This window comes from Streptomyces sp. NPDC014733 (assembly GCF_043083385.1).
Lineage (GTDB): Bacteria > Actinomycetota > Actinomycetes > Streptomycetales > Streptomycetaceae > Streptomyces.
The window spans coordinates 645465-671418 of record NZ_JBIBYO010000003.1; the positions used below are offsets into that span (position 1 = coordinate 645465).

The 25954-nt window shown below is 73.6% G+C and carries 23 protein-coding genes; 8 read left to right on the top strand and 15 right to left on the bottom strand.

Going from position 1 to position 25954, the window contains the following annotated elements; translation table 11 throughout:
- Nucleotides 1–22 precede the first annotated feature (22 nt).
- On the bottom strand, nucleotides 23–583 hold the full coding sequence (locus tag ACF1BH_RS11070; protein ID WP_391642121.1) for a hypothetical protein: 561 nt from the start codon (nucleotides 581–583) through the stop codon (nucleotides 23–25).
- 183 nt (nucleotides 584–766) lie between these two features.
- Between ACF1BH_RS11070 and ACF1BH_RS11075 the strand changes: the two genes are divergently transcribed.
- Nucleotides 767–1561, top strand: coding sequence for a 3-hydroxybutyrate dehydrogenase (locus ACF1BH_RS11075; RefSeq protein WP_391642122.1), 795 nt, complete (start codon nucleotides 767–769; stop codon nucleotides 1559–1561).
- A gap of 92 nt (nucleotides 1562–1653) precedes the next feature.
- Here the strand turns inward: ACF1BH_RS11075 and proP are convergent, their stop codons facing one another.
- The 3 genes from proP to ACF1BH_RS11090 all read right to left on the bottom strand — a co-directional run bounded on the left by proP (nucleotide 1654) and on the right by ACF1BH_RS11090 (nucleotide 5336).
- Nucleotides 1654–3162 (bottom strand): glycine betaine/L-proline transporter ProP, encoded by a 1509-nt coding sequence (proP, locus tag ACF1BH_RS11080; RefSeq protein WP_391642207.1) that lies wholly within the window; start codon nucleotides 3160–3162, stop codon nucleotides 1654–1656.
- 256 nt (nucleotides 3163–3418) lie between these two features.
- Nucleotides 3419–3676, bottom strand: a complete 258-nt coding sequence (locus ACF1BH_RS11085) for a hypothetical protein (protein ID WP_391642123.1) — start codon at nucleotides 3674–3676, stop codon at nucleotides 3419–3421.
- A gap of 121 nt (nucleotides 3677–3797) precedes the next feature.
- Nucleotides 3798–5336 (bottom strand): AMP-binding protein, encoded by a 1539-nt coding sequence (locus ACF1BH_RS11090; RefSeq protein WP_391642124.1) that lies wholly within the window; start codon nucleotides 5334–5336, stop codon nucleotides 3798–3800.
- Nucleotides 5337–5659: 323 nt separating this feature from the next.
- Between ACF1BH_RS11090 and ACF1BH_RS11095 the strand changes: the two genes are divergently transcribed.
- Entirely contained in the window at nucleotides 5660–7750 is a 2091-nt protein-coding gene (locus tag ACF1BH_RS11095; RefSeq protein WP_391642125.1) for a SpoIIE family protein phosphatase, read from the top strand.
- Nucleotides 7751–7774: 24 nt separating this feature from the next.
- Here the strand turns inward: ACF1BH_RS11095 and ACF1BH_RS11100 are convergent, their stop codons facing one another.
- The 4 genes from ACF1BH_RS11100 to ACF1BH_RS11115 all read right to left on the bottom strand — a co-directional run bounded on the left by ACF1BH_RS11100 (nucleotide 7775) and on the right by ACF1BH_RS11115 (nucleotide 11825).
- Nucleotides 7775–8629, bottom strand: a complete 855-nt coding sequence (locus ACF1BH_RS11100; RefSeq protein WP_391642126.1) for a carbohydrate ABC transporter permease — start codon at nucleotides 8627–8629, stop codon at nucleotides 7775–7777.
- A complete protein-coding gene (locus tag ACF1BH_RS11105; protein WP_391642127.1) occupies nucleotides 8626–9597 on the bottom strand; it encodes a carbohydrate ABC transporter permease in 972 nt (323 codons plus the stop codon). The genes ACF1BH_RS11100 and ACF1BH_RS11105 overlap by 4 nt, the downstream gene beginning before the upstream one ends.
- Nucleotides 9578–10948, bottom strand: coding sequence for an ABC transporter substrate-binding protein (locus ACF1BH_RS11110; protein WP_391642128.1), 1371 nt, complete (start codon nucleotides 10946–10948; stop codon nucleotides 9578–9580). The genes ACF1BH_RS11105 and ACF1BH_RS11110 overlap by 20 nt, the downstream gene beginning before the upstream one ends.
- 115 nt (nucleotides 10949–11063) lie before the next feature.
- Nucleotides 11064–11825, bottom strand: coding sequence for a DeoR/GlpR family DNA-binding transcription regulator (locus ACF1BH_RS11115; protein ID WP_030279024.1), 762 nt, complete (start codon nucleotides 11823–11825; stop codon nucleotides 11064–11066).
- 504 nt (nucleotides 11826–12329) lie between these two features.
- On the opposite strand from ACF1BH_RS11115, the gene ACF1BH_RS11120 reads away from it, so the two are divergent.
- Both ACF1BH_RS11120 and ACF1BH_RS11125 read left to right on the top strand, forming a co-directional pair.
- Complete coding sequence (locus ACF1BH_RS11120; protein WP_391642208.1) at nucleotides 12330–12773, top strand: STAS domain-containing protein; 444 nt, start codon at nucleotides 12330–12332, stop codon at nucleotides 12771–12773.
- A gap of 98 nt (nucleotides 12774–12871) precedes the next feature.
- Complete coding sequence (locus ACF1BH_RS11125) at nucleotides 12872–13597, top strand: FadR/GntR family transcriptional regulator (protein ID WP_391642209.1); 726 nt, start codon at nucleotides 12872–12874, stop codon at nucleotides 13595–13597.
- Here the strand turns inward: ACF1BH_RS11125 and ACF1BH_RS11130 are convergent.
- On the bottom strand, nucleotides 13540–14667 hold the full coding sequence (locus tag ACF1BH_RS11130; RefSeq protein ID WP_391642129.1) for a LysR substrate-binding domain-containing protein: 1128 nt from the start codon (nucleotides 14665–14667) through the stop codon (nucleotides 13540–13542). The two genes, ACF1BH_RS11125 and ACF1BH_RS11130, sit on opposite strands and share 58 nt — an antisense overlap.
- Nucleotides 14668–14924: 257 nt before the next feature.
- Here ACF1BH_RS11130 and ACF1BH_RS11135 point away from each other — a divergent pair, with 257 nt between their 5' ends.
- The 3 genes from ACF1BH_RS11135 to ACF1BH_RS11145 are packed head-to-tail and all read left to right on the top strand — an operon-like array spanning nucleotide 14925 to nucleotide 19149.
- Entirely contained in the window at nucleotides 14925–16190 is a 1266-nt protein-coding gene (locus tag ACF1BH_RS11135; RefSeq protein ID WP_391642130.1) for an NAD(P)/FAD-dependent oxidoreductase, read from the top strand.
- A gap of 20 nt (nucleotides 16191–16210) precedes the next feature.
- Nucleotides 16211–17611 (top strand): 2-oxoadipate dioxygenase/decarboxylase family protein, encoded by a 1401-nt coding sequence (locus tag ACF1BH_RS11140; protein WP_391642131.1) that lies wholly within the window; start codon nucleotides 16211–16213, stop codon nucleotides 17609–17611.
- Nucleotides 17608–19149 carry an aldehyde dehydrogenase family protein gene (locus ACF1BH_RS11145; RefSeq protein WP_391642132.1) on the top strand — a complete coding sequence of 514 codons (1542 nt, stop codon included), beginning with the start codon at nucleotides 17608–17610 and terminating at the stop codon, nucleotides 19147–19149. The genes ACF1BH_RS11140 and ACF1BH_RS11145 overlap by 4 nt, the downstream gene beginning before the upstream one ends.
- A 69-nt stretch (nucleotides 19150–19218) precedes the next feature.
- On the opposite strand, the gene ACF1BH_RS11150 is transcribed toward ACF1BH_RS11145, so the two are convergent.
- Both ACF1BH_RS11150 and ACF1BH_RS11155 read right to left on the bottom strand, forming a co-directional pair.
- Nucleotides 19219–19965, bottom strand: coding sequence for a hypothetical protein (locus ACF1BH_RS11150; RefSeq protein ID WP_391642133.1), 747 nt, complete (start codon nucleotides 19963–19965; stop codon nucleotides 19219–19221).
- Nucleotides 19962–20555 (bottom strand): RNA polymerase sigma factor, encoded by a 594-nt coding sequence (locus ACF1BH_RS11155; protein ID WP_391642134.1) that lies wholly within the window; start codon nucleotides 20553–20555, stop codon nucleotides 19962–19964. The genes ACF1BH_RS11150 and ACF1BH_RS11155 overlap by 4 nt, the downstream gene beginning before the upstream one ends.
- Before the next feature lie 547 nt (nucleotides 20556–21102).
- On the opposite strand from ACF1BH_RS11155, the gene ACF1BH_RS11160 reads away from it, so the two are divergent.
- Nucleotides 21103–21924: an SAM-dependent methyltransferase gene (locus tag ACF1BH_RS11160; protein WP_391642135.1), complete on the top strand. Its 822-nt coding sequence runs from the start codon at nucleotides 21103–21105 to the stop codon at nucleotides 21922–21924.
- Nucleotides 21925–22185: 261 nt separating this feature from the next.
- Here ACF1BH_RS11160 and ACF1BH_RS11165 read toward each other — a convergent pair whose 3' ends face one another.
- The 4 genes from ACF1BH_RS11165 to ACF1BH_RS11180 form a co-directional block, all read right to left on the bottom strand.
- Nucleotides 22186–22938 (bottom strand): amino acid ABC transporter ATP-binding protein, encoded by a 753-nt coding sequence (locus ACF1BH_RS11165; RefSeq protein ID WP_391642210.1) that lies wholly within the window; start codon nucleotides 22936–22938, stop codon nucleotides 22186–22188.
- A 35-nt stretch (nucleotides 22939–22973) separates the two neighbouring features.
- On the bottom strand, nucleotides 22974–23897 hold the full coding sequence (locus ACF1BH_RS11170) for an amino acid ABC transporter permease (protein ID WP_391642136.1): 924 nt from the start codon (nucleotides 23895–23897) through the stop codon (nucleotides 22974–22976).
- 1 nt (nucleotide 23898) lies between these two features.
- A complete protein-coding gene (locus ACF1BH_RS11175) occupies nucleotides 23899–24786 on the bottom strand; it encodes an ABC transporter substrate-binding protein (RefSeq protein WP_391642137.1) in 888 nt (295 codons plus the stop codon).
- An 85-nt stretch (nucleotides 24787–24871) separates the two neighbouring features.
- Nucleotides 24872–25882 carry a succinylglutamate desuccinylase/aspartoacylase family protein gene (locus ACF1BH_RS11180; protein ID WP_391642138.1) on the bottom strand — a complete coding sequence of 337 codons (1011 nt, stop codon included), beginning with the start codon at nucleotides 25880–25882 and terminating at the stop codon, nucleotides 24872–24874.
- Nucleotides 25883–25954: the final 72 nt, after the last annotated feature.

A 25954-nucleotide genomic window follows, 5' to 3' on the forward strand; every position in this document is an offset into this window, starting at 1 on the left:
CACCCCGCACCCGCCTCCCGGCCTACAGCTCCTCGGTCGACGGGTCGTCCACCGGCGTGCTGGAGTCGTCCGGCAGCGGCGGGAGCTGGGACTCGTCGGGGGAGTCGGAGGGGGAGCCCGGTTCGTCGGAGGGGGAGCCGGGCGCGTCGGAGGGCGGGCCGTCGGGTTCCTCGGTGTGCATCTCCAGGCGGTCCTTGCGGCAGCTGCTGACCCAGGTGCCGGTGGGGCCGCCCTCGTAGCGGCAGAGCCAGCCGTGGACCGTGAGGGAGCCGGAGGTGCCGCCGCCGTCCTGTGGCGCGTGGTGGAAGAAATCGGCCATCACGTCGTGGGCCTCACCGCAGCCCACCGTGCCGTCGGCGCCCGGGTCCGCGTAGAGGGACACATCGTGCGCGGTGCCGAGCGCATCGCGGATCCGGCCGCACTCCACCGGCTGCCCCGGCACGGTCGGCGCGCTGCCGGACGGGGCCGGCGTCCCGGGCGCGCGGGTGCGGGAGGCGGCGGTGTCCGCGGACCGCTCGCCGCCGGAGCACGCCGCGGCGGCGAGGGCGAGCAGCACGGTCGGCACGGTGAGCAGTCGGCGCATGGTCGGACCCCCTGGTGTCGGTGGCGTACTGCATCTTCGGACGGTAGGAGCCCCGGGGCGGTACGGCGATCCGGGGCGGCCGACCGGGTGAGCGCCGCCGGGGCCGGCAAGGGACGTCGCGGACGGGGCCCGGGGCGGCGCGAACCCTCCGGGGTCCGTCGGCCCGGCCCGTAGGGTGCCGCCATGACCATGATGGGAACACCCGGACAGGTATCCCTCGATCTCGGCGGCCGGACGGCGCTGGTCACCGGCGCCGCCGGCGGCATCGGACGCGCCTGCACCCTGCGGCTGGCCGCGGCCGGCGCGACCGTACGCGCCGTCGACCGCGACGAGGCGGGGCTGACCCGCCTCCTCGACACCCTCCCCGGTGGCCTGCCCGGCGCCGTCGACCCCCGCACCCTCGATCTGACCGACCTCGACGCGGCCGAACGGGCCGCCGCCGGGTGCGACATCCTCGTCAACAATGCGGGCATCCAACTCGTCCGCCCCCTTGAGGAGTTCCCGCCCGAGACGTTCCACGACGTGCTCACGGTCATGCTGGAGGCGCCGTTCCGGCTGATCCGCGGCGCGCTGCCGCACATGTACGGGGCCGGGTGGGGCCGCATCGTCAACATCTCCTCCGTCCACGGCCTGCGCGCCTCGCCGTACAAGTCCGCGTACGTCGCGGCCAAGCACGGGCTGGAGGGCCTGTCGAAGACCGCGGCGCTGGAGGGCGCCCCGCACGGTGTCACCTCCAACTGCGTCAACCCCGGCTATGTCCGCACCCCGTTGGTCGAGGGGCAGATCGCCGGCCAGGCCGAGGCGCACGGCATCCCCGAGGAGCGGGTGCTCAAGGAGGTGCTGCTGGTGCGGTCCGCGATGAAACGCCTGGTGGAACCGGCGGAGGTCGCCGAGATGGTGGCGTACCTCTGCTCACCGGGGGCGGCGTTCGTCACCGGCGCGTCGCTGCCGCTGGACGGGGGCTGGACGGCGCACTGAGCGCGCCCGGCCGGGACCGTTGCCGGGGATGCCCGGCACCCGCACCCGTGCCCCGCTCCCCGTCGCCGGGAGGGCGGGGCACCGCCGTGCGGTCAGTGTGCCCAGGGGTGGCGCAGCCGGATCCAGAGGTCGCGGGCGCGGCGCCCGGCCTGGGTGCGGCTGCGGGCGACGAGTTGGCGCGCCTGCTCCGTCGTCTCCACCATCGGTCCGGAGCCGCGCAGCGGCTTGCCCGCCGTCTCGTGCAGGAAGAACGTCGCCACCAGACCGATCACGCCCGCCACCATCAGGTAGTACGCCGGGACCATCGTGTCGCCGGTCGCCTGGACGAGGGCGGAGGCGAACAGCGGCGTCGTCCCGCCGAAGAGCGAGACGGAGATGTTGAAGGCGATCGACAGCGCGCCGTACCGCAGCCGGGTCGGGAACAGCGCGGGCAGCGTGGCGGCCGAGGTCCCGGCGAAGCAGACCAGCAGCAGGCCCAGGATCAGACAGCCGAGGGCGGGCAGCAGGATGCCCCCGGCGCGGATCAGCAGCACCGCGGGCGCCGCCAGCATGATCAGGGCGAAGCTGCCCGCCAGGAAGACGGGCCGCCGCCCCCAGCGGTCCGAGGTGCGGCCGACGGTGGTGATCGTCAGCACCACCACGATCATCGTGCCGAGCACCAGCAGCTGCGCGGTGAGGGCGTCCTGATGCAGCGTCTCGCTCATGAAGGTCGGCAGGTACGACGTGACCATGTAGTTGGTGACGTTGTAGAGCAGCACCAGCCCCATGCAGATGAGGACCGCCTGCCAGTGGCGGGTGAAGATCTCCTTCAGCCGGCCGTGGCCGGACTGCCGGGCCACCTCGACGGGGTCGTCGCCGCCCTCGCTGCGGATCTTCTCCGCCTCCTCGCGCGCCGCCTCCGCCTCCCGCTCGAACGCGGGCGTCTCCTCCAGGTGCAGCCGCATGTACAGGCCGATCAGCCCGAGCGGACCGGCCACCAGGAACGGCAGCCGCCAGCCCCAGCCGGTCATCCCGTCGTCGCCGAGGACCGCGGTGAGGACGGTGACCAGCCCGGAGCCGAGCGAGTAGCCGACGAAGGTGCCGAAGTCGAGCCAGCTGCCGAGGAAACCGCGGCGCTTGTCGGGCGCGTACTCGGCGATGTACGTCGTGGCGCCCGCGTACTCGCCGCCCGTGGAGAACCCCTGGACGAGGCGGCAGACCAGCAGCAGGAGCGGCGCGGCGAAGCCGACGGCCGTGTAGGTGGGCAGGAAACCCACCGCGAAGGTGCTGATCGCCATCATGATCATGGTCGCGGCGAGGACGCGTTTCCGGCCGATGCGGTCGCCGAGCGGCCCGAAGACCAGCCCGCCCAGCGGCCGGACGAGGAAGGCGGCGGCGAAGGTGGCGAACGCGGAGACGACCTGTGCGCCGGGGGAGCTGGCGGGGAAGAAGACCTTGCCCAACGTCCCGGCCAGATAGGCGTAGACGCCGAAGTCGAACCATTCCATCGTGTTGCCGAGCGCGGCGGCGGAGACCGCGCGGCGGACCTGGGGACGGTCGGCGACGGTGACGTCCGCGGCGCGCAGGGCGTGCTTGCGGCGGCGCAGCAGGATGCGGAGCAGGCGGTCGTTGGCTGCGTTCCGGCTCCGCTGGGCCTGCGGTGTGCGGCGGCCAGGGGCCATGTCACCCCGTCCATGACGATGTCGAGAGGATCGTTGTGACGGATTATTGCCCGCAATGTCGCATTCGGGGTGGCCCCTTCGGCCCAGCGTGTCGCCCACCGGGGCGGCAACCGCCGCCGCGCACGGGAACCGGCCGTCACCCGCGGGGGTGGCGGCCGGAATCATGCCGGTCCCGCTCAAGGAGCGGAGAGGCGGGTTACTTCCCCTCGTTCATCTCGTCCATCTCGTCCATCCAGTTGAAGCTGCCGGCCCGGCAGCCCTCACCGAAGATCGGGTTGCCCGCGATGATGGCGGCGCCGAGGCCACAGGAGCCGAATTTGACGTCGCCGTTGGAGTGGCTGGAGTGGCTGGAGTGCGATTCGTGGTGGTCGCCGCCGGCCATGGCGGAGCCGGCGCCGCCCAGGACGATGGCGGCGGCGAGAGCGGTGGCGGAGAGGACGGCGCGGATGCGCATGAAGACTCCTCGCGAGAGTGCGGTGGATGTGATCGATTCACAGATCACCCCGGCCCACCACCCGCGAAACGCGCACGCACCCCGTACTCGGCCGATCGCGTGACGGATTCCCCCGGCGGGATCAGCGCCCCGCCGCGGCCTCCTCGGCCGCCGCCCGCAGCAGCTTCTTGTCGGGCTTGCCCGCATCGGTCAGCGGCAGTGCGTCCAGGAAGGTGATGCGGGCCGGTTCGTACATCGCGCCGCGGGTGTCCCGGACCAGGGTGCGCAGCTCCGCCTCGTCGACGCCGGCGCCGGGGGCGCGGACGACGGCGGCGTGCACCCGCTCCATCCGGTCGCTGTCACGGACGCCGAAGACGGCGCTCTGGCGGACCTGCGGGTGGCTGTTGAGCAGGTCCTCCAGCTCGGTGGTGTACACATGGCCGCCGACCACGACGATCATGTCCTTGATGCGGTCGACGATGGTGACGTAGCCGTCGGCGTCGACGAAGCCGATGTCGCCGGTGCGTACCCAGCCGTCCCGCATGACCTCGGCGGTCAGCTCCGGCTGCTTCCAGTAGCCCTTCATCGTCATGTCGGAGCGCACGCACAGCTCACCGGTCCCGCCCGCCGGGAGGTCGTTGCCGGCCTCGTCGCGGACGGCGACCTCGACGCCGGGGAGGATCTTTCCGGCCGAACGGAGCCGGTCCGGGCGCGCCGGGTCGTGGTCCTCGGGGGTGAGGAGGGAGACGCCGCCGGCCTCGTTCTGGCCGTAGACCTGCGTCAGCACCGGGCCGAACCGCTCGACGGCGTCGGCGAGGCGGGCGGGCGACGCCTGGCAGCCGCCGTACGTCAGGTGCCGCAGGCTGCCGGTGTCGGTGGTCGCCGCGGTGGGGTGGTCGATCAGCTCGTAGAGCAGCGGCGGCAGGAGGAAGAGGTGGGTGATCTGCTCGCGCTCGACGGTGGCGAGGACCTCGGCCGGGTCGAAGTCGTCGTGCAGGACGACGGTGCCGCCACGGTGCAGGACCATGTCGGCCAGCAGGCCCGCGGCGTGCGCGAGGGTGGTGCAGACGAGCTGGCGGGGCGCGTCCGTCTCGAACATCCCGCCGCGGTCCCAGCGGCCCTGGTCGAAGGTGCTGCAGATGCCCTTGGGGTGGCCGGTGGTGCCGCCGGTGTGGCGGATGAGGCAGATGTCGTCGGGGCGGGCCTCGCTCGCCACGGGCTCGGCGCTCTGCGCGGCGGCCAGCTCCAGCAGATCGCTGCCGGTCTTGGCCGGGCCGAGCATCAGCACGTCCGGGCCCGGCGCCAGCGCGACCAGCTCGGCGGCGCGTTCGGCCTGGCGCGGGTCGACGATCAGCGCCCGGGTCTCCACGTCGCGCACGATGGCGGCCTGCGCGGTGGCGGAGAGCTTGTTGTACAGGTGGTTGATGCGGCAACCGAGCAGGCCGACCGCGTAGCGCGCGGCGATGACCTCGGGGAGGTTGCCGCTGAGCAGGGTGACGGTGTCGCCGCGGGTGACGCCCCGGGCGCGCAGGGCGCGGGCGAGGCGGTGGACGAGGTCGCGCAGCTCGCCGCCGGTGATCCGGCGGCCCTGGTGGATCAGTATTTCGCGGTCCGGGTGGGCGGCGAGGGCGTCGAGGTTCTCCTCCACGTGCGAACGGAAGGGCGGGGCGGCTGCGGGCATGACGGGGAATCCTCCTGAGGCCGGCGACGGGCGCGCGGAAAGGCGGTGTAAAGAAAGAATTAGTTGCTAGAGGCAACTAAAAAAGCGTAGTGGCTCACGGATGTCACCTCCAATCGGAGGGGCGGGATTCGGACGTATGCCGCCGCCGCACCGCCCGGCCCCGAAAACGCCCGTCACAGCGGCCCGCCGGGGCCCGGATCCCCGCCGTACCGCCCGGCCATGGCCGACTCGGCGCCCGCGAGGGATGATGGTGCGCAGCGCAGCACGGCGGAAAACGGACGGTGCCCCCGGCACCGCCCGCGACCGGCGGAAGGAGTGCCTGGATGGGGGCGAGTGACCCGTTCCCCGGCGACGTGGGCCCCGCCGGGGCAGCACAGGGGGACACGGGCGGCCTTCTCGACGTGCTGGGCGTGGCCGCGGTGGTCCTCGACGCGCGTGGCCGGATCACGCTGTGGAGCCCCCAGGCCGAGGCGCTCTTCGGCTGGAGCGCCGCCGAGGCGCTGGGCCGCCTCGCCGCACCGCTGCTGGTCCCGCCCGACCACACCGACCTCGCCCTCCAGCTCTTCTCCCGGGTCATCGCCGACGGCACCACCTGGGCCGGCTCCTTCCCGGTCCGGCACAAGGACGGCACCACCCGGCTGATCGAATTCCGCAACATGCGCCTCACCGACGCCGAGGGCCGCGTCTACGCCCTCGGCATGGCCTGCGACAGCCGGCTGCTGCGCCGCACCGAGCGCGATCTCGCGCTCTCCGTCCGGCTCGTCGCCCAGTCCCCGATCGGCCTCGCCGTCCTCGACACCGACCTGCGGTACGTCATGGTCAACCCGGCGCTGGAACGCCTCAACGGCCAGCCGGCGGGCGCCCAGCTCGGGCTGCGCCCCGACGCGTGCCTGCGCTTCCTCGACACCGACATGCTGATGAGCAGCATGCGCAAGGTCCTCGACACCGGCACCCCGCGCCTCGACCAGGTCACCGTCGGCAGCCCGCCCGACGACCCCGGTGTCGAACACGCCTGGTCGGTCTCCCACTACCGCCTGGAGGGCCCCGGCGGCCAGGTGCTCGGCGTGGCCTCCTCGGTGCTGGACGTCACCGACCACCACCGCGCCGCCACCGAGGCGGCCCGCGCCCGCCGCCGCCTCGCCGTCATCGTCGACGCCTCCGCCACCGTCGGCACCACCCTCGACGTCGACCGCACCGCCCGCGAACTCGCCGACGTCGTCGTCCCGGAACTGGCCGACCTCGCCGCCGTCGACGTCCTCGACTCCGTCCTGGAGGGCCGCCGCCCGCTCCCACCCGTCCCCGACGGCCCGGTACGCTTCCGGGCGCTCGCCGTCGCCAGCGCCCGCCCCACCGAAGCCGAGCAGGCGCTCGACCCGGCCGGCCAACTCGCCTCCTACGACGCCGAACGCGTCATCACCCGGTGCGTCACCACCGGCCGCCCGGTGCTCCTCGCCCGGGTGCGCCCCGCCGACCTGCCGCGGATCGCCGCCGACGAGGACGGCGCCGCGGCCCTGGCGCGCGCCGGGCTCCGCTCCTACCTCGGAGTCCCGCTGATCGCCCGCGGCGACGTCCTCGGCGCGGTGTCGCTCTACCGCGTCCGCAACGAGGCGCCCTTCGACGAGGACGACGTGGTCCTCGCCGTCGAACTCGCCGCCCGCGCCGCCGTCTGCATCGACAACGCCCGCTCGTACCAGAGCGAACGCCGCACCGCGCTCACCCTCCAGCGCCACCTGATGAGCCAGGCGCCCGAGCAGCCCGCCGGGATGGCCATCGCCCACCGCTACCGGCCGGCCCGCGCCGCCGGGGAGGTCGGCGGCGACTGGTTCGACGCCCTCACGGTGGCCGGCGACAAGACCGCGCTCGTCATCGGCGACGTCATGGGCAGCGGCATCAACGCGGCGGCCACCATGGGACAGCTGCGCACCACCACCCGAGCCCTCGCCGACCTCGACCTGCCGCCCGCCGAGGTGCTGCGCCACCTCGACCGTGCCGCCACCGGACTCGATCCCGCCTTCGCCACCTGCATCTACGCCGTCTACGACCCGCACGCCGGGGAGTGCCGGATGGCGAGCGCCGGGCATCTGCCGCCCGTCGTCGTCCGCCCCGGACCGCGCCCCGTCCTCGTCGACCTGCCGACCGGCGCCCCGCTCGGCGTCGGTGGCGTCCCCTTCGAGCAGACCGTCGTCCCGCTGCGCCCCGGCGACCGGCTGGTGCTCTACACCGACGGGCTGGTGGAGACCCGCGACACCCCGCTCGACCGCCGCCTCGACCGCCTCGTCGACCTGCTGGCCGCGCCCCACGACGACCTGGAGGAGCTCTGCGACCATCTGCTGGCCGCGCTGCGCCATCCGCACGACCACGACGACGTCGCCCTGCTCGTCGCCCACGCCACCGGCCTGACCCCGCGCACCTGACCGCCCGGTGCGCGGGGTGCCCGGCTACTTCACCGCCCCCAGGGACAACCCCTGCACCAGCTTGTCCTGGGCGGCGAACCCGGCCGCCAGCACCGGCAGCGAGATCACCGTGGCCGCCGCGCAGACCTTGGCGAGGAAGAGGCCCTGACTGGTGACGAAGCCGGTCAGGAACACCGGCGAGGTGCCCGCCACCACTCCGGTCAGCACCCGCGCGAAGAGCAGCTCGTTCCAGCTGAAGAGGAACGAGATCAGCGCGGTGGCGGCGATACCGGGCATCGCCACCGGGCCGACGATCCGCAGCAGCGTGGTGGCGAGCCCCGCGCCGTCCAGCGACGCCGCCTCCAACATCTCGACCGGCACCTCCGCGAGGAACGACCGCATCATCCACACCGCGATCGGCAGATTCATCGAGGTGTAGAGGAGGACCAGCAGCCAGATGTCGTCCAGCATGCCGGTGTTCTGCGCGACGAGATAGACCGGCAGCAACCCGGCCACCAGCGGCAGCATCTTCGTCGACAGGAAGAAGAACAGCACGTCGCTCCACTTGCGCACCGGCCGGATCGACAGCGCGTACGCCGCCGGGACGGCGAGCGCCAGCACCAGCAGCGTGGAGAGGACCGACGCGGTCAGCGAGTTGACCAGCGGCGGCCACGGGCTGAGCCCACCGCTCGCGCCGAAGAACTCGCGGTAGCCGTCGAGCGTCAGCGGGGCGGTGAGCGACGGCGGGTTGGTCGCCGCGTCCTGCTCGCCGTGGAGCGACGTCAGCACCATCCAGGCGACCGGCAGGAAGAACGCGATGCCGCAGAGCCAGGCCGCCAGCCCCAGCAGGCCGTTGGCGCGGCGGCGCCGCAGGGAGACGGGTGTCGTGGTCGAGGTCATCGGGTGATCTCCTCGCGGAGCAGGGACGACACGGTCCGCAGCGCGAAGGTCGCGACCAGCAGCGAACACAGCACGACCACCACCCCCTGCGCGGACGCCCGCCCGTAGTCATGGGCCTGGTAGAAGGTCTGGTAGAGGGTGTACGGCAGATTGGCGGTGCCCAGCCCGCCCGAGGTGATGGTGAACACCGCGTCGAAGTTCTGCACCACGTACACCGTGCCCAGCAGCGCCGCCAGCTCCAGATAGCGGCGCAGATGCGGCAGCGTCAGATACCGGAAGATCGCGAACGCCCCGGCTCCGTCCATCCGCGCCGCCTCGATCGCATCCGCCGGCCGGGACTGCAGCCCGGCCAGCAGGATCAGCATCATGAACGGCGTCCACTGCCAGATCAGCGCCGCCTCGACGGCGATCAGTGGCGAGGAGGTCATCCAGTCCGGCTGCGGCGCGCCGTCACTGCCGAACAGCCGCCACACCGCGGTCAGTACGCCGTTGAACAGGCCGTACGACGCGTTGTACAGCGCGTGCTTCCACAGCAGCGCGGCGGCCACCGGCACCACCAGGAACGGCGTGATCAGCAGCGTCCGCACCACGCCCCGGCCGAAGAACTTCCGGTCCAGCAGCAGCGCGAGCCCCAGCCCCAGCACCAGGCTGACCAGGACCACCACCACCGTCAGCAGCACCGTCGTGGCGACCGAGGAGCGCAGCGCCGGATCGGTGAGGACCGCGGCGTAGTTGTCGAGGGCGGCGAAGCCGCGGCGGTCCGGGGCGAGCGCGTTCCAGCGGGTGAAGGAGAGCACCACCGTGGCCACGAACGGCAGTTGGGTCACGATGACCAGGAACACCAGCGCGGGCAGCAGCGGCGCCCGCCGCGCCCACTCCTTCGCCCGCCGGGCGGCCGGGCCCCGTACGGGCGCCGCACCACCGGACGCGGTGGCCGGACGCACGGTCTCAGCGGTCGGTGTAGGCATCGGACACCTCCTGGGCGAGCCGCCGGATCTCGGCGAGGGCGGCGGCCACGCTCTGCTTGCCCGCGAGGGCCGCGCTGATCTCCTGGGACACCTTGGTGCCCAGGTCGGAGAATTCGGGTATGCCGACGAACTGGATGCCGGGCGCCGGACGCGGCTGCACCCCTGGATCGTCGGGCCGTGCGGTGCGGATCGCCTCCTCCGTCGCGGCGGCGAAGGCGCCGGACTCCTTGCGGTACTCCGGGTCGCGGTAGAGCGAGGCGCGTTTGCCGCCCGGCGCCCGCGACCAGCCCAACTCCTTGCCGACCAACCGCTCGTAGCCCTTTCCGGACGCCCACGAGACGAACTTCCAGGCGGCGTCCTGATGGCGGCTCGCCTTCTGCACGCCCCAGGCCCAGGTGTAGAGCCACCCGGAACTCTTCGTCTTCTCGACCGGCGCCGGTACGTAGCCGATCTTCCCGGCGACCTTGGAGCCGTCGCTCTCCAGCGACCCGGCGCCCGCCGTCGCGTCGTACCACATGGCGACCTTGCCCTGCTGCATGTCGTTGAGGCACTCGGTGTACCCCGCCTGCGGGGCGCCCGCCTCACCGTGCCTGCGGACCAGATCGACGTAGAACCGCGTGGCCCGGGTGAACTCGGGGGAGTCGACCCGCGGTTTCCAGTCCTTGTCGAACCAGGTGCCGCCGAAGGTGTTCACGACGGTGGTCAGCGGCGCGGCCAGCTGGCCCCAACCGGGCTGGCCGCGCAGGCAGATGCCCTTCATGCCCGGGCGGGCGCCGTCCAGCTTCCCGGCCAGTGCGGCGACCTGACGCCACGTCGGATGTGCGGGCATGGTCAGGCCCGCCGCGGCGAGGACGTCCTTGCGGTACATCAGGAACGACGACTCGCCGTAGAACGGCTCGGCGTAGATCTTCCCGTCCGCCGCGGTCAGCGAGGAGCGGACCGGCGCCAGGATGTCCTGCTGGTCGAACTCCGGGTCCTTCGCGGCGCGTTCGCCCAGCGGGGTCAGCCAGCCGTTGCGGGCGTAGATCGGCGTCTCGTAGTTGCTCAGGCTCGCGACGTCGTACTGGCCTGCCTGGCTGGAGAAGTCCTGGCTCATCTTGTCGCGCAGATCGTCCTCCGGCAGCAGCGTGAAGTGCACCTTGATGCCGGTCTCCGCGGTGAAGTGCCGGGCGGTCAGCCGCTGGAGGTCCACCATCTGCGGGTTGTTGACCATCAGGACGTTGATCGTGTCGCGGCCGTCGTTGCCGGTGTCACCGGCGCCGCGGTAGCAGCCGGCGCAGGTCAGCGCCAGCGCCAGGGCGGCCGACGCCGCCGTGCGGGCCCGGCGGATTCCGGGGGAGCGTGCTCTCACGGCTCGTACCTTTCTGGACGTGTCCGGCCCGCCGCGCCGGAGGGCGCGGCGGCCCGCACGGGGTGAGGGGCGGCCGCGACGGGCCGCGGCGGCGGACGGGCACGGCCCGCCCGGGTCAGACCCGGAGCACCTGGGGCCCCAGGAGGGAGTAGCGGTGGGCCTCCGGCGCGGACAGCCCGGCGTCGGTGACGACGGTGTGCACGTCCCCGATCGCGGCGAACCGGCAGAAACTGCTCGCCCCGAACTTGCTGTGCACCCCCACCAGCACCCGCCGCCGCGAGGACCGCACGGCCTGCTCCTTGACCTCGGCGACCGCCGGATCCGGCGTGGTCAGACCGTGCTCACGGGAGATGCCGTTGGCGCCGAGGAACGCCAGATCGATGACGAAGCGGGCGAGCATGTCCCGCGCCCACGAGCCGACGGTCGCCTGCGTCCCGCCGCGGACCCGGCCACCGGCCAGCAGCACCGTCGCGGACTCGTTGGCCGACACCAGCGAGGCGGTGCGCAGCGAGGGGGTGATCACGGTCAGCGGCCGGTCGGCCGGGAGCAGCCCGGCGACCAGCTCCGGGGTGTACCCCTCGTCGACGAAGACCGTCTCCGCCTCGCCGAGCAGCTGCGCGGCGGCCGCCGCGATCCGGCGCTTCTCGGGCACCTGCTGGGTCTCCCGGCGCGCCAGCGTCGTCTCGAACCCCGCGCTCTCGACCGGATAGGCGGCGCCGTGGGTACGCCGCACCAGCCCGCGCCGCTCCAGCTCGCTCAGGTCCCGCCGTACGGTCTCCCGGGCGACGGCGAACTCCTCGGCGGCGTCGGCGACCTCCACCCGGCCGCGCTGCCGGGCGAGCACGAGGATCCGGTGCTGGCGTTCCTCGGCCCTCATGCTTCACTCCTGCGCTGTACGTCGGCCCGCCGGGCCCGGATCAGGGGATGCGCGCCGATCCGTTCGGTCATGGACCTGCCCGTTTCTGCCCGCCCGAGGTTTATAGCAACCGAACCGGGGCGCTTCGCTGCCCGCAGGAAGAGAAAAGTTGCCCGTTTCTGACCGCGCATTTCCGCTCTGTTGCGGTCCGGTGCTCCGTCGGCCGCCCGTTTGGCCGCTCCCGAGCGTCCGCGGGCACCTGCGGGCGCACCGACCCCGGCGAATTCCGGCCGGACCGACTGACCGAATCGCTCCCGAATGACCGTAAAAGATCACCGAAGGCCCCGGATGATCACTCGTGCGAGGGGTTCGGGGCATCCCGGAACGGGTCTTGAGCGGCGGCGCAGCGCCCACCCGCACCGCCGCACACCGGCCCGCCCGCCGGAGCACGCCCCGAGCACACCGGCAGCCGCGGCGGCGGGGACCACGGCCGGGCCGCTTACGCTGGACGGCATGAGTGCGGATATGCGATTGCTGGCGGTCACGGCACTCGTCCAGGCGGACGAGTGCGCGGTGCTGCGTGTCACGGGGGAGCTCGACCTCCGCACCGAGCAGGCATTCCTCGCCGAGGCCCGGTCCGTCGTCTCGGCCGGACACCGCTTCCTGGTGCTCGATCTGACCGCCCTGCGGTTCTGCGACTCCCGCGGCCTGAGCTGCCTGCTCGCCCTGGAATGGCTCTGCCGCCGCCTGGAGGGCCGCCTCCTCCTCGCCTCCCTGGGCGTACGGATGCTGCGCCTGCTGGTGGGCACCCAGTCCCTCGGCGTCTTCTCCTGCTACCCCACCGTCGGCCACGCCCTGGCCGCCGTCCCCCAGGCCAGCCGCCCCGTCTGGCCCCCGGAACCGGACGAGCCGCGGAGCGGCGAGGACCCGGACCACGAACCGCACACCGGGGGGCCGGCACCGGTCTGAGCGCGGGCCCGTCCCACGGCACCCTTCCGCGCCATGTCCGATTGATACGCTGCGCCCGGCCGCAACGGGGAGAGGGGCATCAGGTGCCGGGTGCTGAGGTGGCGCAGGCGCGCCGCGGACGGTCGTCGCTCCGCCAGGAGGTGGCGGATGAGATCAAGCGCCATATGCTCGCCCACCGGATGCGCCCCGGTGACCTCCTGCCCACCGAGTCCGAGCTGTGCGCCACCCTCGGCGCCAGCCGCTCCAGCGTCCGCGAGGCGGTCAAGTCCCTCGCCGCGCTCGACATCGTCGAGGTCCGCCACGGCCACGGCACCTACGTCGGTGGGCTGGGGCTGTCGGCGCTCGCCGAGAGCGTCACCTTCCGCGGGCTGCTCAGCCCCGACGACGACTTCCGCGCCTACGCCGACCTCGTCGACGTCCGGGAACTCTTCGAACGCGGCAACGCCGACGGCATCGTCGCCGCCCTGACCCCCGCCCACCTCGACGCGCTGGACGACCTGGTCACGGAGATGGCCCGGCACCCCGCGGGCGGCGAAGGGTTCACCGCCGCCGACCGCGCCTTCCACACCCTCCTCGTCGAACCCCTCGGCAACGACCTCATCAGCCAGCTCACCCAGGCGTTCTGGGACAGCTACGCCACCGTCGGCCCGCAGCTCGACCTCGTCACCCTCGACGACGAACGCCAGACCCTCGCCGCCCACCGCGCCGTCGTCGACGCCGCCCGCTCCGGCGACGCGAGCGCCTTCGCGGCGGCGATCGGGGCGCACTACGCACCGGTGCGCGGCCGGGTGGCGGCGGCTCGGGGCGCCGCGGGGCGGCCGTAGCCGTCGGCGGACGGGGCGCCCGTACGGGCTCCGGCGGCGGGCCCCGGCGCGCTCCCCGGTCCGCGAGGGGCCGGAGGAACCGCCGGGCCGCCCGTACGATCCGCGTCCGGCCCGCCCGCAAGCCCCTCGGCGCCCGCCCCGGCCGCCGTCCCTCCAGCGGCCTCCGGCACCGCCGCCCCCTCGCCCAACGCCGCGATCAGCGCCGCGACCGGTGGGCGCCGCCGGGCCACCGCGTCCACCGCCACCACCAGGTGCCGCTCCAGCGGGTCCGCCAGAGGCACCACGGTGACGCCCTCCGACCGCAGCCGCAGCATCAGCTCCGTCACCGGCGCCACGCCCAGCCCCGCCGCGACCATCGCCAGCGACGTCGCGGTGTCGGTCACCTCGTGCGCCACCCGCGGCTCGAACCCGGCACGGCGGCACGCGGTGCGCACCGCCCGCCCGTAGTGCGACGCGGGCGCCGGCAGGATCCACGCCAGCTCCGCCGCCCCGGCCAGCCGCAGCGTGCCGCACACCGCCTCCCGGGGCGGGCACCCGGCCGGTACCGCGAGCGCGAACCGTTCCGTCCGCAGCCGCACCAGCTCCACCTTGCCGTCGCGCGGCAGCGGCGCGTCCGGATAGTCCAGCCCCAGCGCCAGATCGACCCGGCCCGCGCACACCTCCGCGTACGCCTGGTCCACGTCCACCTCGCGGCTCACCACCCGGACCGCCGGGTGGCGGGCGCGCAGCCGGTGCAGCGCCGGCGGGAGCAGCACCGCCGCGGCGCTGCCGAAGACCCCCAGCACCAGCCGGCCGGCGACCTCGCCCCGGCCGCGCTCCAGCGCCGCCAGCGCCGCCGCCTGCGCCGCGAGGATCCGCTCGGCGTGCACCGCGAGGGTGCGCCCGGCGTCGGTCAGCTCCACCCGGCGGCCCGCCCGCCGCACCAGCTCCGCGCCGGTGGCCCGCTCCAGCGCGGCGATGTGCTGCGACACCGCGCCGGGGGTGTACCCCAGCGTCGCGGCCGCCGCGGTCATCGTGGCGCCGCCGGCCAGTTCCAGGAGCGTTCTGAGCTGCGGGCCCGGAAGTTCCATGGCGTCAAATCTACGGGCGCGCGGTCCGCCGGGGGAGGGGGCCGCGGGCGCCGCCGCCGCGCGCCGTCCGCCGGGAATCCGCAGGACCCCTGAAAGATCACATGGAGCAACTCTCCATGGACGTCCGGCCGCCGGGACCCCACCATCGAGGCACCCGGAGGCGCGCCGCGACGCCGCCCCGGGCCCGCCGGGCGGCGCCCCCGGCGGCGCACCGCCCCCGCACCCACCCAGGTACCGGACGACGGGAAGGCGAACCGATGGCTCCCACCGCAGACCAGACCGACGGTCAGACCCCGGACCAGGCGCACCGGCCGGACCCCGCTCCCACCCCGGCCGGCCACCCCGGCAACCCCGGTCTCCCCGACCACGCCGACGTCGTCATCGTCGGCGGCGGCGTCATCGGCGCCGCCATCGCCTTCCACCTCGCCGAGGCGGGCGCCGGGGACGTGGTCCTCCTCGAACGCGACCACCCCGCCTCCGGTTCCTCCGGCAAACCCCTCGGCGGCGTCCGCGCGCAGTTCTCCGACCCCCTCAACATCCGCCTCGGCCAACGCAGCCTCGACGCCTGGCGCGACTTCGCCCGCCGCCCCGGCGCCGACATCGGACTGGACCACGTCGGCTACCTCTTCCTCCTCGGCGACGCCGCCGAACGCGACCTCTTCGCCGCCGGCGTCGCACTCCAGAACTCCCTCGGCGTCCCCAGCCGCCTGATCACCCCGCGCGAGGCCCACGACCTGTGCCCGTACGCCGACCCGGACGCCCTCGTCGCCGCCGCCTGGTCACCCGCCGACGGCTACGCCCGCCCCGAGGCCGCCGTCACCGGCTATCTGCGCGCCGCCCGCCGCCTCGGCGCCCGCATCCACACCCACTGCCCGGTCACCGCCGTCGACACCGCCGCCGCCCCCGGCCTCCAGGCGGTCCGCACCCCGTACGGCACCATCCGCACCCCCGTCGTCATCTGCTGCGCCGGCGCCTGGTCCGTGGTGGTCGGGGAGATGGCCGGGGCGCGGCTGCCCGTCACCCCGCTGCGCCGCCAGATCGCCCTCACCGGCCCGCTGCGCCCGGCCCCGCCCCGCATCCCCTTCACCCTCGACTTCGCCTCCACCCTCTACTTCCACAACGACGCCGCCGACGGCCTCCTCCTCGGCCTCTCCGACCCCGCCCAGCAACCCGGCTTCGACCGGAACTTCAGCCGCGAATGGCTCGCCCCCTTCCGCACCGCCGCCGAGCGCCGCGCCCCCGCCCTCGCCCGCCTCCCGGTCCGCGACGGCTGGGCCGGCCTCTACGAGATGACGCCGGACCGCAACGCCCTCATCGGCGAGGCCGACCGCGCCCCGCACCACCAGGGACGGTTCCTGTACGCAACGGGCTTCTCCGGCCACGGCTTCCTCCAGGCGCCCGCCGTCGGTGAGATCGTCCGAGACCTGTACCTGCGCCGCACCCCGTTCCTCGACGTCACCCCGCTCTCCGCCGCCCGCTTCGACGGCGCCACCCCCACCCGTCCCGAGGCCCACATCATCTGACCGCCCCTGGAGGCTCCCGTATGGTCCCCACCTGGCGGCTGCGCGCCGCCTTCGCCCGCCGCCTGTCCGCCGTGTACGGCACGGAGGTCCCCGCATACACCACGCTCCTCGACGTGACCGCGCGGATCAACGAGGAGACCGTGCGCCGCGACGGACACCCCGGACACCTCGGCGGACTCGACCGCGTCACCGCCGAACGGCACGGCGCCATCCGCGTCGGCACCCCGGACGAACTCCGCCAGGCGGGCACGGTCTTCGCCGCACTCGGCATGCACCCGGTCGGCTTCTACGACTTGCGCGACGGGCCCGGCGCCGTCCCCGTCGTCTCCACCGCCTTCCGCCCCCTCGACGCCGAGGAGCTGGAACGCAACCCGTTCCGCGTCTTCACCTCCCTGCTCACCCCCGACGACCGCCGCTTCTTCGACGACGCCCTCGCCCGCCGCCTCGGCACCTTCCTCGGCCGCCGCACCCTCTTCCCGCCCGAACTCCTCACCCTGGCCGCCCGCGCCGAGGACGCCGGCGGTCTGCCCCACGCGGACGCCGACCGCTTCCTGACCCTCGCCACCGGCGCGTTCGCGCTCTCCGCCGAACCGGTCGACCGCGCCTGGTACGAGGAGCTGTCCCAGGTCAGCGCCGTCGCCGCGGACATCGGCGGGGTCACCACCACCCACCTCAACCACCTCACCCCGCGCGTCCTGGACATCGACGCCCTCTACCGGCGGATGACCGACCACGGCATCACCATGATCGACCGCATCCAGGGCCCGCCCCGCTGGGACGGCCCCGACGTCCTGCTGCGCCAGACGTCGTTCCGGGCGCTCTCCGAACCCCGCGCCTTCCGCGAGGCGGACGGCCGCGTCACCGACGGCACCCTGCGCGTCCGCTTCGGTGAGGTCGAGGCGCGCGGCATCGCCCTCACCCGCACCGGCCGCGCCCGCTACGACGCCCTCACCGCCGAGACCGACCGGCGCGCCGCCGGCTCCGGCACCACCGCCGCGGAGCACGCCGCCACCGCCCGCGCCGTCTGGGAGGCCGGCTTCCCCCGCACCGAACGCCAACTCGCCACCGACGGCCTCGCGTTCTTCACCTACGCCCCGGCCCTCACCCGCCCCCGCGACGGCCGCCGCCCGCCCGGCGGCCTCGCCGCCCTCCTCGACCAGGGCTGGCTGACCGCCCGTCCGATCGTCTACGAGGACTTCCTCCCGCGCTCCGCCGCCGGGATCTTCCGCTCCAACCTCACCCACGACACCACCCGCGACGCGGAGCGCACCGCCGCCCCCTACGACGCCGACCGCCTCGCCGCCGCTCTCGAACGCCCCGTCCACGACCCGTTCGCCCGCTACGCCGACCGCAGCCGCACCACGCTGCGGCAGGCCCGCCGTGCCCTGGGTCTCGCCCCGACGCCCGAGGAGTCCGCATGAGCCTGCCCACCACCGACGCCCTCCGCGAGCGCGCCGCCGCCGCCCTCGCCCGCTGCGGCGCCACCACCGTCCTCGACCCGGCCGCCGCCCCGTCCGGCCCCGCGCTCACCGCCCGTACGCCGCTGACCGGCGGCGCCCTCGGTTCGCTGCCGGTCACCACGGCCGACGAGGCGGAGGACGCGCTCGCCGCCGCCACCCGCGCCTTCCACGCCTGGCGGACCGTCCCCGCGCCCCGCCGCGGTGCGCTCGTCAAACGGCTCGGCGCGCTGATCGAGGCCCACCAGGGCGACCTCGCCGACCTGGTGACCCTCGAAGCGGGCAAGATCCGTTCCGAGGCGCTGGGCGAGGTCCGCGAGATGATCGACATCTGCGACTTCGCGGTGGGCCTCTCCCGCCAGCTCCACGGCCGCACCATCGCCGGGGAACGCCCCGGCCACCGGCTGAGCGAGACCTGGCACCCGCTCGGCGTCACCGGCGTCATCACCGCCTTCAACTTCCCCGTCGCCGTCTGGTCCTGGAACGTCGCGCTCGCCCTCGTCTGCGGCGACCCGGTCGTCTGGAAACCCTCCGAACTCACCCCGCTCACCGCCCTCGCCTGCACCGCGCTGCTCGCCCGGGCGGCCGCCGGCACCGACGCGCCGGACGGTCTGCACCACCTGCTGCTCGGCGGCCCCGCCCTCGGCACGCTCCTCGCCGACGACCCCCGGGTGGCGCTGGTCAGCGCGACCGGCTCGGTACGGATGGGCCGCGACGTGGCACCCCGCGTCGCCGCCCGCTTCGGCCGGAGCCTGCTCGAGCTGGGCGGCAACAACGCCGCCGTCGTCGCCCCCTCCGCCGACCTCGACCTCACCGTCCGCGGCATCGTCTTCGCCGCCGCCGGCACCGCCGGCCAGCGCTGCACCACCCTGCGCCGCCTGATCGTCCACGAGGACGTCGCCGACCGCCTGCTGCCGCGCATCGCCGCCGCCTACCGGAGCCTCACCGTCGGCGACCCGTTCGCCGGCACCACCCTCGTCGGCCCGCTCGTCCACCACGCCGCCCGCGACGCCATGGCCGAGGCGCTGGCCGCCGCCCGCCGCGACGGCGGCACCGTCCTCGCCGGCGGCGAGGCGTGCCTGACCGACGAGGCGCCGGGCGCCGCATACGTCCGCCCGGCGCTGGTCCGGATGGACCGGCAGACCGCCTTCGTCCGCACCGAGACCTTCGCCCCGATCCTCTACGCGCTCACCTACCGCACCCTGGACGAGGCCGTCGCCCTCAACAACGAGGTCCCGCAGGGCCTTTCGGCGAGCATCTTCACCCGCGACCAGCGGGAGGCCGAACGCTTCCTCGCCGCCGACGGCTCCGACTGCGGCATCACCAACGTCAACCTCGGCACCTCGGGCGCCGAGGTCGGCGGCGCGTTCGGCGGCGAGAAGGAGACCGGCGGCGGCCGCGAATCGGGCTCCGACGCCTGGCGCGGCTACATGCGCCGCGCCACCAACACCGTCAACTACTCCGACGCGCTCCCGCTCGCCCAGGGCGTCACCTTCCTGTGACGGCGCCGCCCCGGGCCCGCCGCCGCGCCGCGGACGGGGCGGCGACGGCAGGGCCCGGGAGCGGTCCGGTCAGCGGGCCCCGCCCAGATCCCGGACCAGCGTCGGCGAGGGCCGCGGAATCTCCCCGAAGTCCTCGTCGCCGTCGACCGTCAGCCGGTTGATCACGCCCTCCAGCGCGGGCGGCAGCGTCGGCGCGAGCCCGCTGTGCCACTGCACGAGGAGGTTGTGCCGGGCGGCGTCCGGCAGCAGCTGACGGGTGTCGAACGCCGGGACCGGGCGCCGCTCCTCGTCCGGCGCGTGCGCCGCCTGCTCACGCCAGTACGCCGCGTCCCGGAAGTCGCCGTTGCGGCGGTGCGCCAGATAGAGACAGTACGCCGCGGTCCGGCTGCCCGCCCCGGCACCGAAGTGCCACCAGAAGTGCGCCGCCTCGCTCCGCCCCGTGATGTGCAGCAGACAGGCGAAGACCAGCGCGCCCTCCGGATCGATACGGTGCTCGTCGACCAGCCGCTCCAGACTGGCCGCCGCCGCAGCCGCGTTCACCACCAGCGCACAGGCCAGCTCCAGCTCGTGCGTCGCCTCGTCCCGCGCACTGGGATACGCACTCGGCGCACCCCGCTCGGGCCGGTCCGCCGGGGGCGCGCCGCTTCCCGGGCCCGCCGCCGGGCCGTCGCCGTCCAGCAGCCCGAAGCCGCCGAGGACGCCGAGGTCGTCGAGTTCCCCGAAGCCCTCCAGGTCATCGATGTCGGCGACCGCCGCGGCGGCGTCGAGCAACGCCTCGACGGTGTCGCGCCGACCGGTGTCGTGGATGGATGTCATGGCTGCTTCCCCCTCGTGTCTCCCTGATCCATGCCGAGGGCCGTGGCGAGCCTGCGCCGGCCCCGGCTGGCGTGCGAACGGACGGTGGCCTCGTCGACGCCGAGCAACGCCGCGATCTGCGCGTCGCCGTACCCGATCACATGCCGCAGCACGATCACGTCGCACTGCCGCTCCGGCAGCCGGGCGATCGCCGCGTACAGGCCCAACTGGCTCTCCAGTAACGCGAACTGTGCCTGGAACTCCCGCAGCAGCGCCTTGGTGACCACCGCGAACGCCGCGGTCTCGGTGAGCGCGGTGGGCTGCCGGTGGTCGTAGAGCCACTCCACGACGCACTCTTTGAGGAGCGCCCAGGCGAACGCCTCCACCGACGCCTGCCGCAGCGCGTGCGGCCACACGGCGGCCAGCCGGCGGAAGGCGCCGCGGGTCACCTCGACGGCGGCGTCGCGTCCCCCGGTGTGCAGATACGCGTACTTGAGCCACTTGCGCGCATGAGTGGTGTGGAACGCCTCGAAGGAGAGTGACAGCTGACGGTCCGTCTCCGTCTCCGCATCCGTGGTCCCGAGGGTGCTCGGGTCGGCGTACCGGCTCATGTACGCCCCTCGTGCACGCGCCGGGTATATCGCTCCCGGGCGCCCTGGCACGCCCCGCGTACGCCGGTGGTGAAAGGGGGGCGCGCGGGGAGTGCCGTACGGGCGACGGCCGGGGGCCGCCGGGCCCTGCTGGTCGTCCGCCGCGCCGCCGCCGGTCGGGCGTGCGCCCCTGCGGATGCGGGCGGGAGCCGGTGCCGGTCTGCGCTCACGAGCCGTCCTCGTTCCGTTCGCCGTGCACCGCCGGCCCCGGCGCGTCAGCTGCCGGGGGAGCGGCGGGAGGACGGTTGTCCTCCCTTCCAATGAACAGGAAAGTGCACCCATTTGTGGCACGGGGGCGAAGAAATCCGCCGTCGGGTATTCATATGACTGCGCGCGACCGGGGGCACGGGCGCGGGGCGTCCGCGCGCGCCCCGCGCACGCCGTCCGCCCCGGCGTGCGCCCCGGCCGCCCGGGTGCCACGGTGCGGCCCGTGACGGTGGTGCGGTGCGGTGCCACAATCGATCATGGCCGCCGTGCGGCGGTCCGCCGACAGGGGAGGCTGGACACGATGAGCGAGCACAGCGCAGCAGGGGTGGACCTGCAGCTGGACCGGGCCCATTCGGCCCGTATCTACGACTACTTCCTCGGCGGCAAGACCAATTTCCTGGCCGACCGGATGGCGGCCGGACGGGTCCTCGGGGTCTTCCCCGGCGCGCTGGTCGCCGCCCGCATCAACCGCGAGTTCATGCACCGCGCCACCCGCTTCCTCACCGAATCGGGCATCCGCCAGTTCCTCGACATAGGCACCGGCATCCCGACCTCGCCCAACCTCCACGAGATCGCGCAGTCGGTGGCGCCCGACGCCCGCGTCGTCTACACCGACAACGACCCGATCGTCCTCGCCCACGCCGCCGCGCTGCTGCAGAGCACCCCCGAGGGCCGTACCGCCTACGTCCAGGCGGACGCCCACGACCCCGGCGGCATCATGGCCGCCCCCCAGCTCCTGGCGGCGCTGGACCTCACCCGGCCGGTGGGTCTGAGCCTGAACGCCCTGATGCACTTCGTCACCGACGACGGCGAGGGCCGCGCGCACGCCATCGTCGAGGCCCTCAAGGCCGCGGTGCCCAGCGGCTCCACCCTCGCCATGACCCACGCCACGCCGGACTTCGCGCCCGAGGCGATGGCGGGGATCGTCGAGATCTACGGCGCCGCCGGGACCGACCTGCAGTTCCGCACCCGCGCGGAGTTCGCCCGTTTCTTCGACGGCTGGGAGCTGCTGGAGCCCGGCATCACCCTCTCCCACCAGTGGCGCCCCGACAGCCCCGAGGACGCCACCCACGTCACCGACGCGGAGGCGGCCTGCTACGCCGCCATCGCGCGCAAGCCGTGACGCCCGGACCCCGGCACCGTCCGTGGGACGGCGGAGCACGCGAACGTGCGGATCCATGGCTTCCGCCGGCTCACCACACGCGGCAAGGTTGAGGACGCCGGGGTGCTCCATGACGTGAACGGCGAACGCCGCCCCGTGGTGGGGCTGGACCGGCCCGGACCCCGCAGCGGGGCGACGGCCGGGCCGGTGCCCTGACCGGCCTCGGCGCGTACACGCGTCACGCGAGCGAGTGCTCCCTGTGCCCGGGGCCGACGCCGGCGATCACTTCACGGCGGCCAGGAACGCCCTGGTGCGGTCCTCCCGCGGGGCGGCGACGACCTCCTTGGCAGGGCCGCACTCGACGATGCGGCCGGCGTCGAAGAACGCCACCCGGTCGGCCACCTCGCCCGCGAATCCCATCTCGTGGGTCACGACGACCATCGTCATGCCGCTCGTCGCCAGGTCACGCATCACGGCGAGGACGTCTCCGACGAGTTCCGGGTCCAGGGCCGAGGTCGGCTCGTCGAACAGCATCAGCTTCGGGCGCATGCACAACGCCCTCGCGATGGCGACGCGTTGCTGCTGTCCGCCCGACAGGTGGCGGGGATAGGCATCCTGCTTGTCGGTGAGGCCGACCTTTCCCAGCAGTTCCACGGCGCGGGCGCGCGCTGTGTCCGCAGGTTCGCCGAGGGCGCGCTGCGGGGCCAGGACGAGATTCTGCAGAACGGTCATGTGCGGGAAGAGGTTGAAGTGCTGGAATACCATGCCGACCTGCGTGCGCCGGCGGCGGATCTCCCGGTCGCCGAGCTGGTACAGCTTGTCGCCGCGCCGTTCGTAGCCGACGACGGCACCGTCCACCAGCAGTTGACCGCCGTCGACGGTCTCCAGGTGGTTGATGCAGCGCAGAAAGGTGCTCTTGCCCGACCCCGAAGGGCCGATCAGGCAGACCACCTCACCCGTCTGAACGTCGAGGTCGATGCCCTTGAGGACCTCCAGGCGGCCGAAGGACTTGCGGACCGCTTCCGCCCGGACCATGGGCTGCGCTCCCGTGGAGGGAGTGGTGCACGTCGTCACTTGGTCTCCTCGGTTGCCGGTGCGGCATGCGTACGGAAGAACGCGCGCAGCTGTTGAAGGGGCGTGGGCGGCAGTGTGCGGTTGCCGCGGGCGAATCTGCGTTCCACGTAGTACTGGCCGACGGAGAGGACCGAGGTGACCGCGAAGTACCAGACGCAGGCCACGATCAGCAGCGGGACCGTCTGGAAGTTGCGCGAATAGATGATCTGCGCGGAGTAGAGCAGGTCCGGCACGGCGAGGACGCTGACCAGCGAGGTCATCTTGAGCATGCCGATGGTTTCGTTGCCGGTGGGCGGAATGATGACGCGCATCGCCTGCGGAAGCACCACCCTCCGCATGGTCTGGAGCCGGGTGATGCCGAGTGCGGCCGCGGCTTCGCTCTGCCCGTGCTCGACGGAGAGGATGCCGGCCCGCACGATCTCCGCCATGTACGCCCCTTCGTTGAGGCCCAGTCCGAGGATCGCCGCGACGGTCGGGGTGATCAGGCTGTTGGCGTCGAGCGCGACACCGGGCAGCCCGAAGGTGAGCACGGGATACAGGGCCGCGAGGTTGAACCAGAACAGCAGCTGCACCAGAAGCGGCGTGCTGCGGAAGAACGTGATGAACGAGAACGCCGCGCCCCGCACCACCGGGTTGCCGGAGAGCCGCATCACGGCGAGGACGATGCCGAGGACGACGCCGATGGCCATCGAGGCGGCGGTGAGTTCCAGCGTGACGAGCAGCCCGCGCCCGATGGCGACGTCTCTCACGTAGGCGTTGACGGTCTCCCAGCCGAAGCGGGGGTTGCCGGCGACGGAGACGACGAGGGCGGCGGTCACGGCCAGGACCGCAGTGGCGGCGGCCCACCTTCCGTAGTGGCGCTTGGGGACAACGGTCAGCTCCGCGGGCGCCGCCGGCGCCGTGGACTGCAGGACGGTCATGTCAGCTCCCGGAGGTCGGAAGAGCACTGCGTGGAATGGACCACTTCTTCGCGATCTTGTCGAAGGTGCCGTCGGCCTTGAGGGACTTCAGCGCGGCGGCCAGGGCACGGATGAGGCGGGAGTCGCGGGGGACCGCGATCCCGGTGGGGGTGCGTTCGTAGTCGGGGCCGGGAGCGAGCCGGAGGCGCCCGCCCGAGAGCCGTGCCTGGTAGGCGGTCGAGATGCTGTCGGCCATGACGGCTTCCGCCCGGCCGCTGGCCAGGGCGAGGTTCGCCTCGTTCTGCGACGGGAACAGCTGGACGACGACGGGCTTCCTGCCGTTGCGGACGCAGGACTTCGAGATGTCCGGCAGTTGCTCCAGGCCCTGCACGGTCCCCTTCTGGGCGCCGATGGTGTGGCCGCACAGCGCCCTCGGGGTCATCCGCAGACCGTGCGGGTTACCTGCTCTGATGCCGAGCCCGGTGCCGCCGGCGAGGTATTCGACGAAGTTGACCTGCTTCTCCCGTTCCGGTGTCACGGCGAACCCGGAGATACCGGCGTCGTACTTCCGGGCCTGGAGTCCCGGCAGGATGCCGTCGAACGCGGTGTTGACCTGCTTGGCCCTGACCCCCATCCGGGCGGCGAGCGCTGTGGAGAGGTCGACGTCGAAGCCGACGACGGTCCTGTTGTCGCGGTCGAAGAACTCGAAGGGCGCGTAGGACGCGTCCATGGCGAAGGTGACGACTCCTTTGGACTTCACGCTCCCGGGGAGGAGCGCCGCCGCTGAACGGTCGACCGGGCCGGACGTCAGTCCGACCGCCGAGGCCGCGTTCTTCACGGGCAGCTGTTCCTCGGACGCGGTGGTGCACGCGGTGGCCGTCAGAACGAGGGTGGGCACCAGCGCTGTCACGCGACTGAGCCGGGATGCGTACATGGGGCGACCTTCCGTAGGCAGGGGTGTCTCCCGCATGACGGGATGACGGGTATCCGCACTGTCAGGAGCTCTCGTCGAGAGGGCTCGCGAGGTGGAGGAGGTGGTCGCCGAAGTCGACGAGTGGCGGGCGGCGGAGGATGGCGACGACGCCGCCACGGTGGGCGGTGACCGGTTCCGAGGGCCGGTCCGGCTCCTCCACCGGGTGGACACGGCCCAGAATCTCTCCCGCGCCCACCCGCTGACCGAGGTCGACCAGCGGCTCGAACAGGCCGCGAGCGGGGGTCCGTACCGCGGACTCACGGTCCAGGTCCAGCCACACGGTCGAGGGGGCGGGCGGCGGAGCCTGTGGCCCCTCGAGCACTCCGGCGGCGGCCAGGACGCGGCGCAGCCCGGCCTCGGATTCCCGGACGACGGCGGGGTCGACGCACCCCCCGCCACCGAGCTCGGTGGAGACCATCACGACTCCCGCCTCATCGGCGGCGGCGGAGAACGACGCCGGTTCCAGACGCGGTGGCACCACGAACGACCAGGGCAGGGCGAACGACTCCGCCACGCTCTTCTTGCGCGCCCAGGACTCGGGGTCGGGGCCCGCGTACACGAAGGCCGAGGGCAGGTAATGGCTGTTGGTGCCGCCGGAGTGCAGATCGAGCGCGAGGTCCGCGAGCGGGAGCAGCCCGGTCGCGACCGCGTGGGCTATCTGCGCGGTCGGACCGCCGCGCGCGTCGCCCGGGTAGGCCCGGTTGAGGTTGCCGCCGTCCAGCGGTGAGACGCGCGCCGCGGCCCGGACCGCGGGAAGGTTGAGGGCGGGAACGATGATCAGCCGGCCGCTGACGGCGCACGGGTCCGTCTCGCGCATCAGCCGGTGCAGCAGCACCTGCCCCTCGTACTCGTCACCATGGGTACCGGCCAGGAGCAGCACGGTGGGGCCCGGGCCGCCCGAGAGGGTGACGACGGGCACGGGGATCACACCGTCGTCGTGCCGGTTGTCCGAGTGCTCGATGTCGATCGAGCCGGTCTGACGTCCCCGGGCATCGAGATCGACACCCCGCAGAACCGTTGTCGCCGCTGTCACAGGTCCTCCTCCGTGTGGCTGGAAGAAGACGGTATCCACGGTATCCCGTGTCGGCAAGGGATACTTCGGATC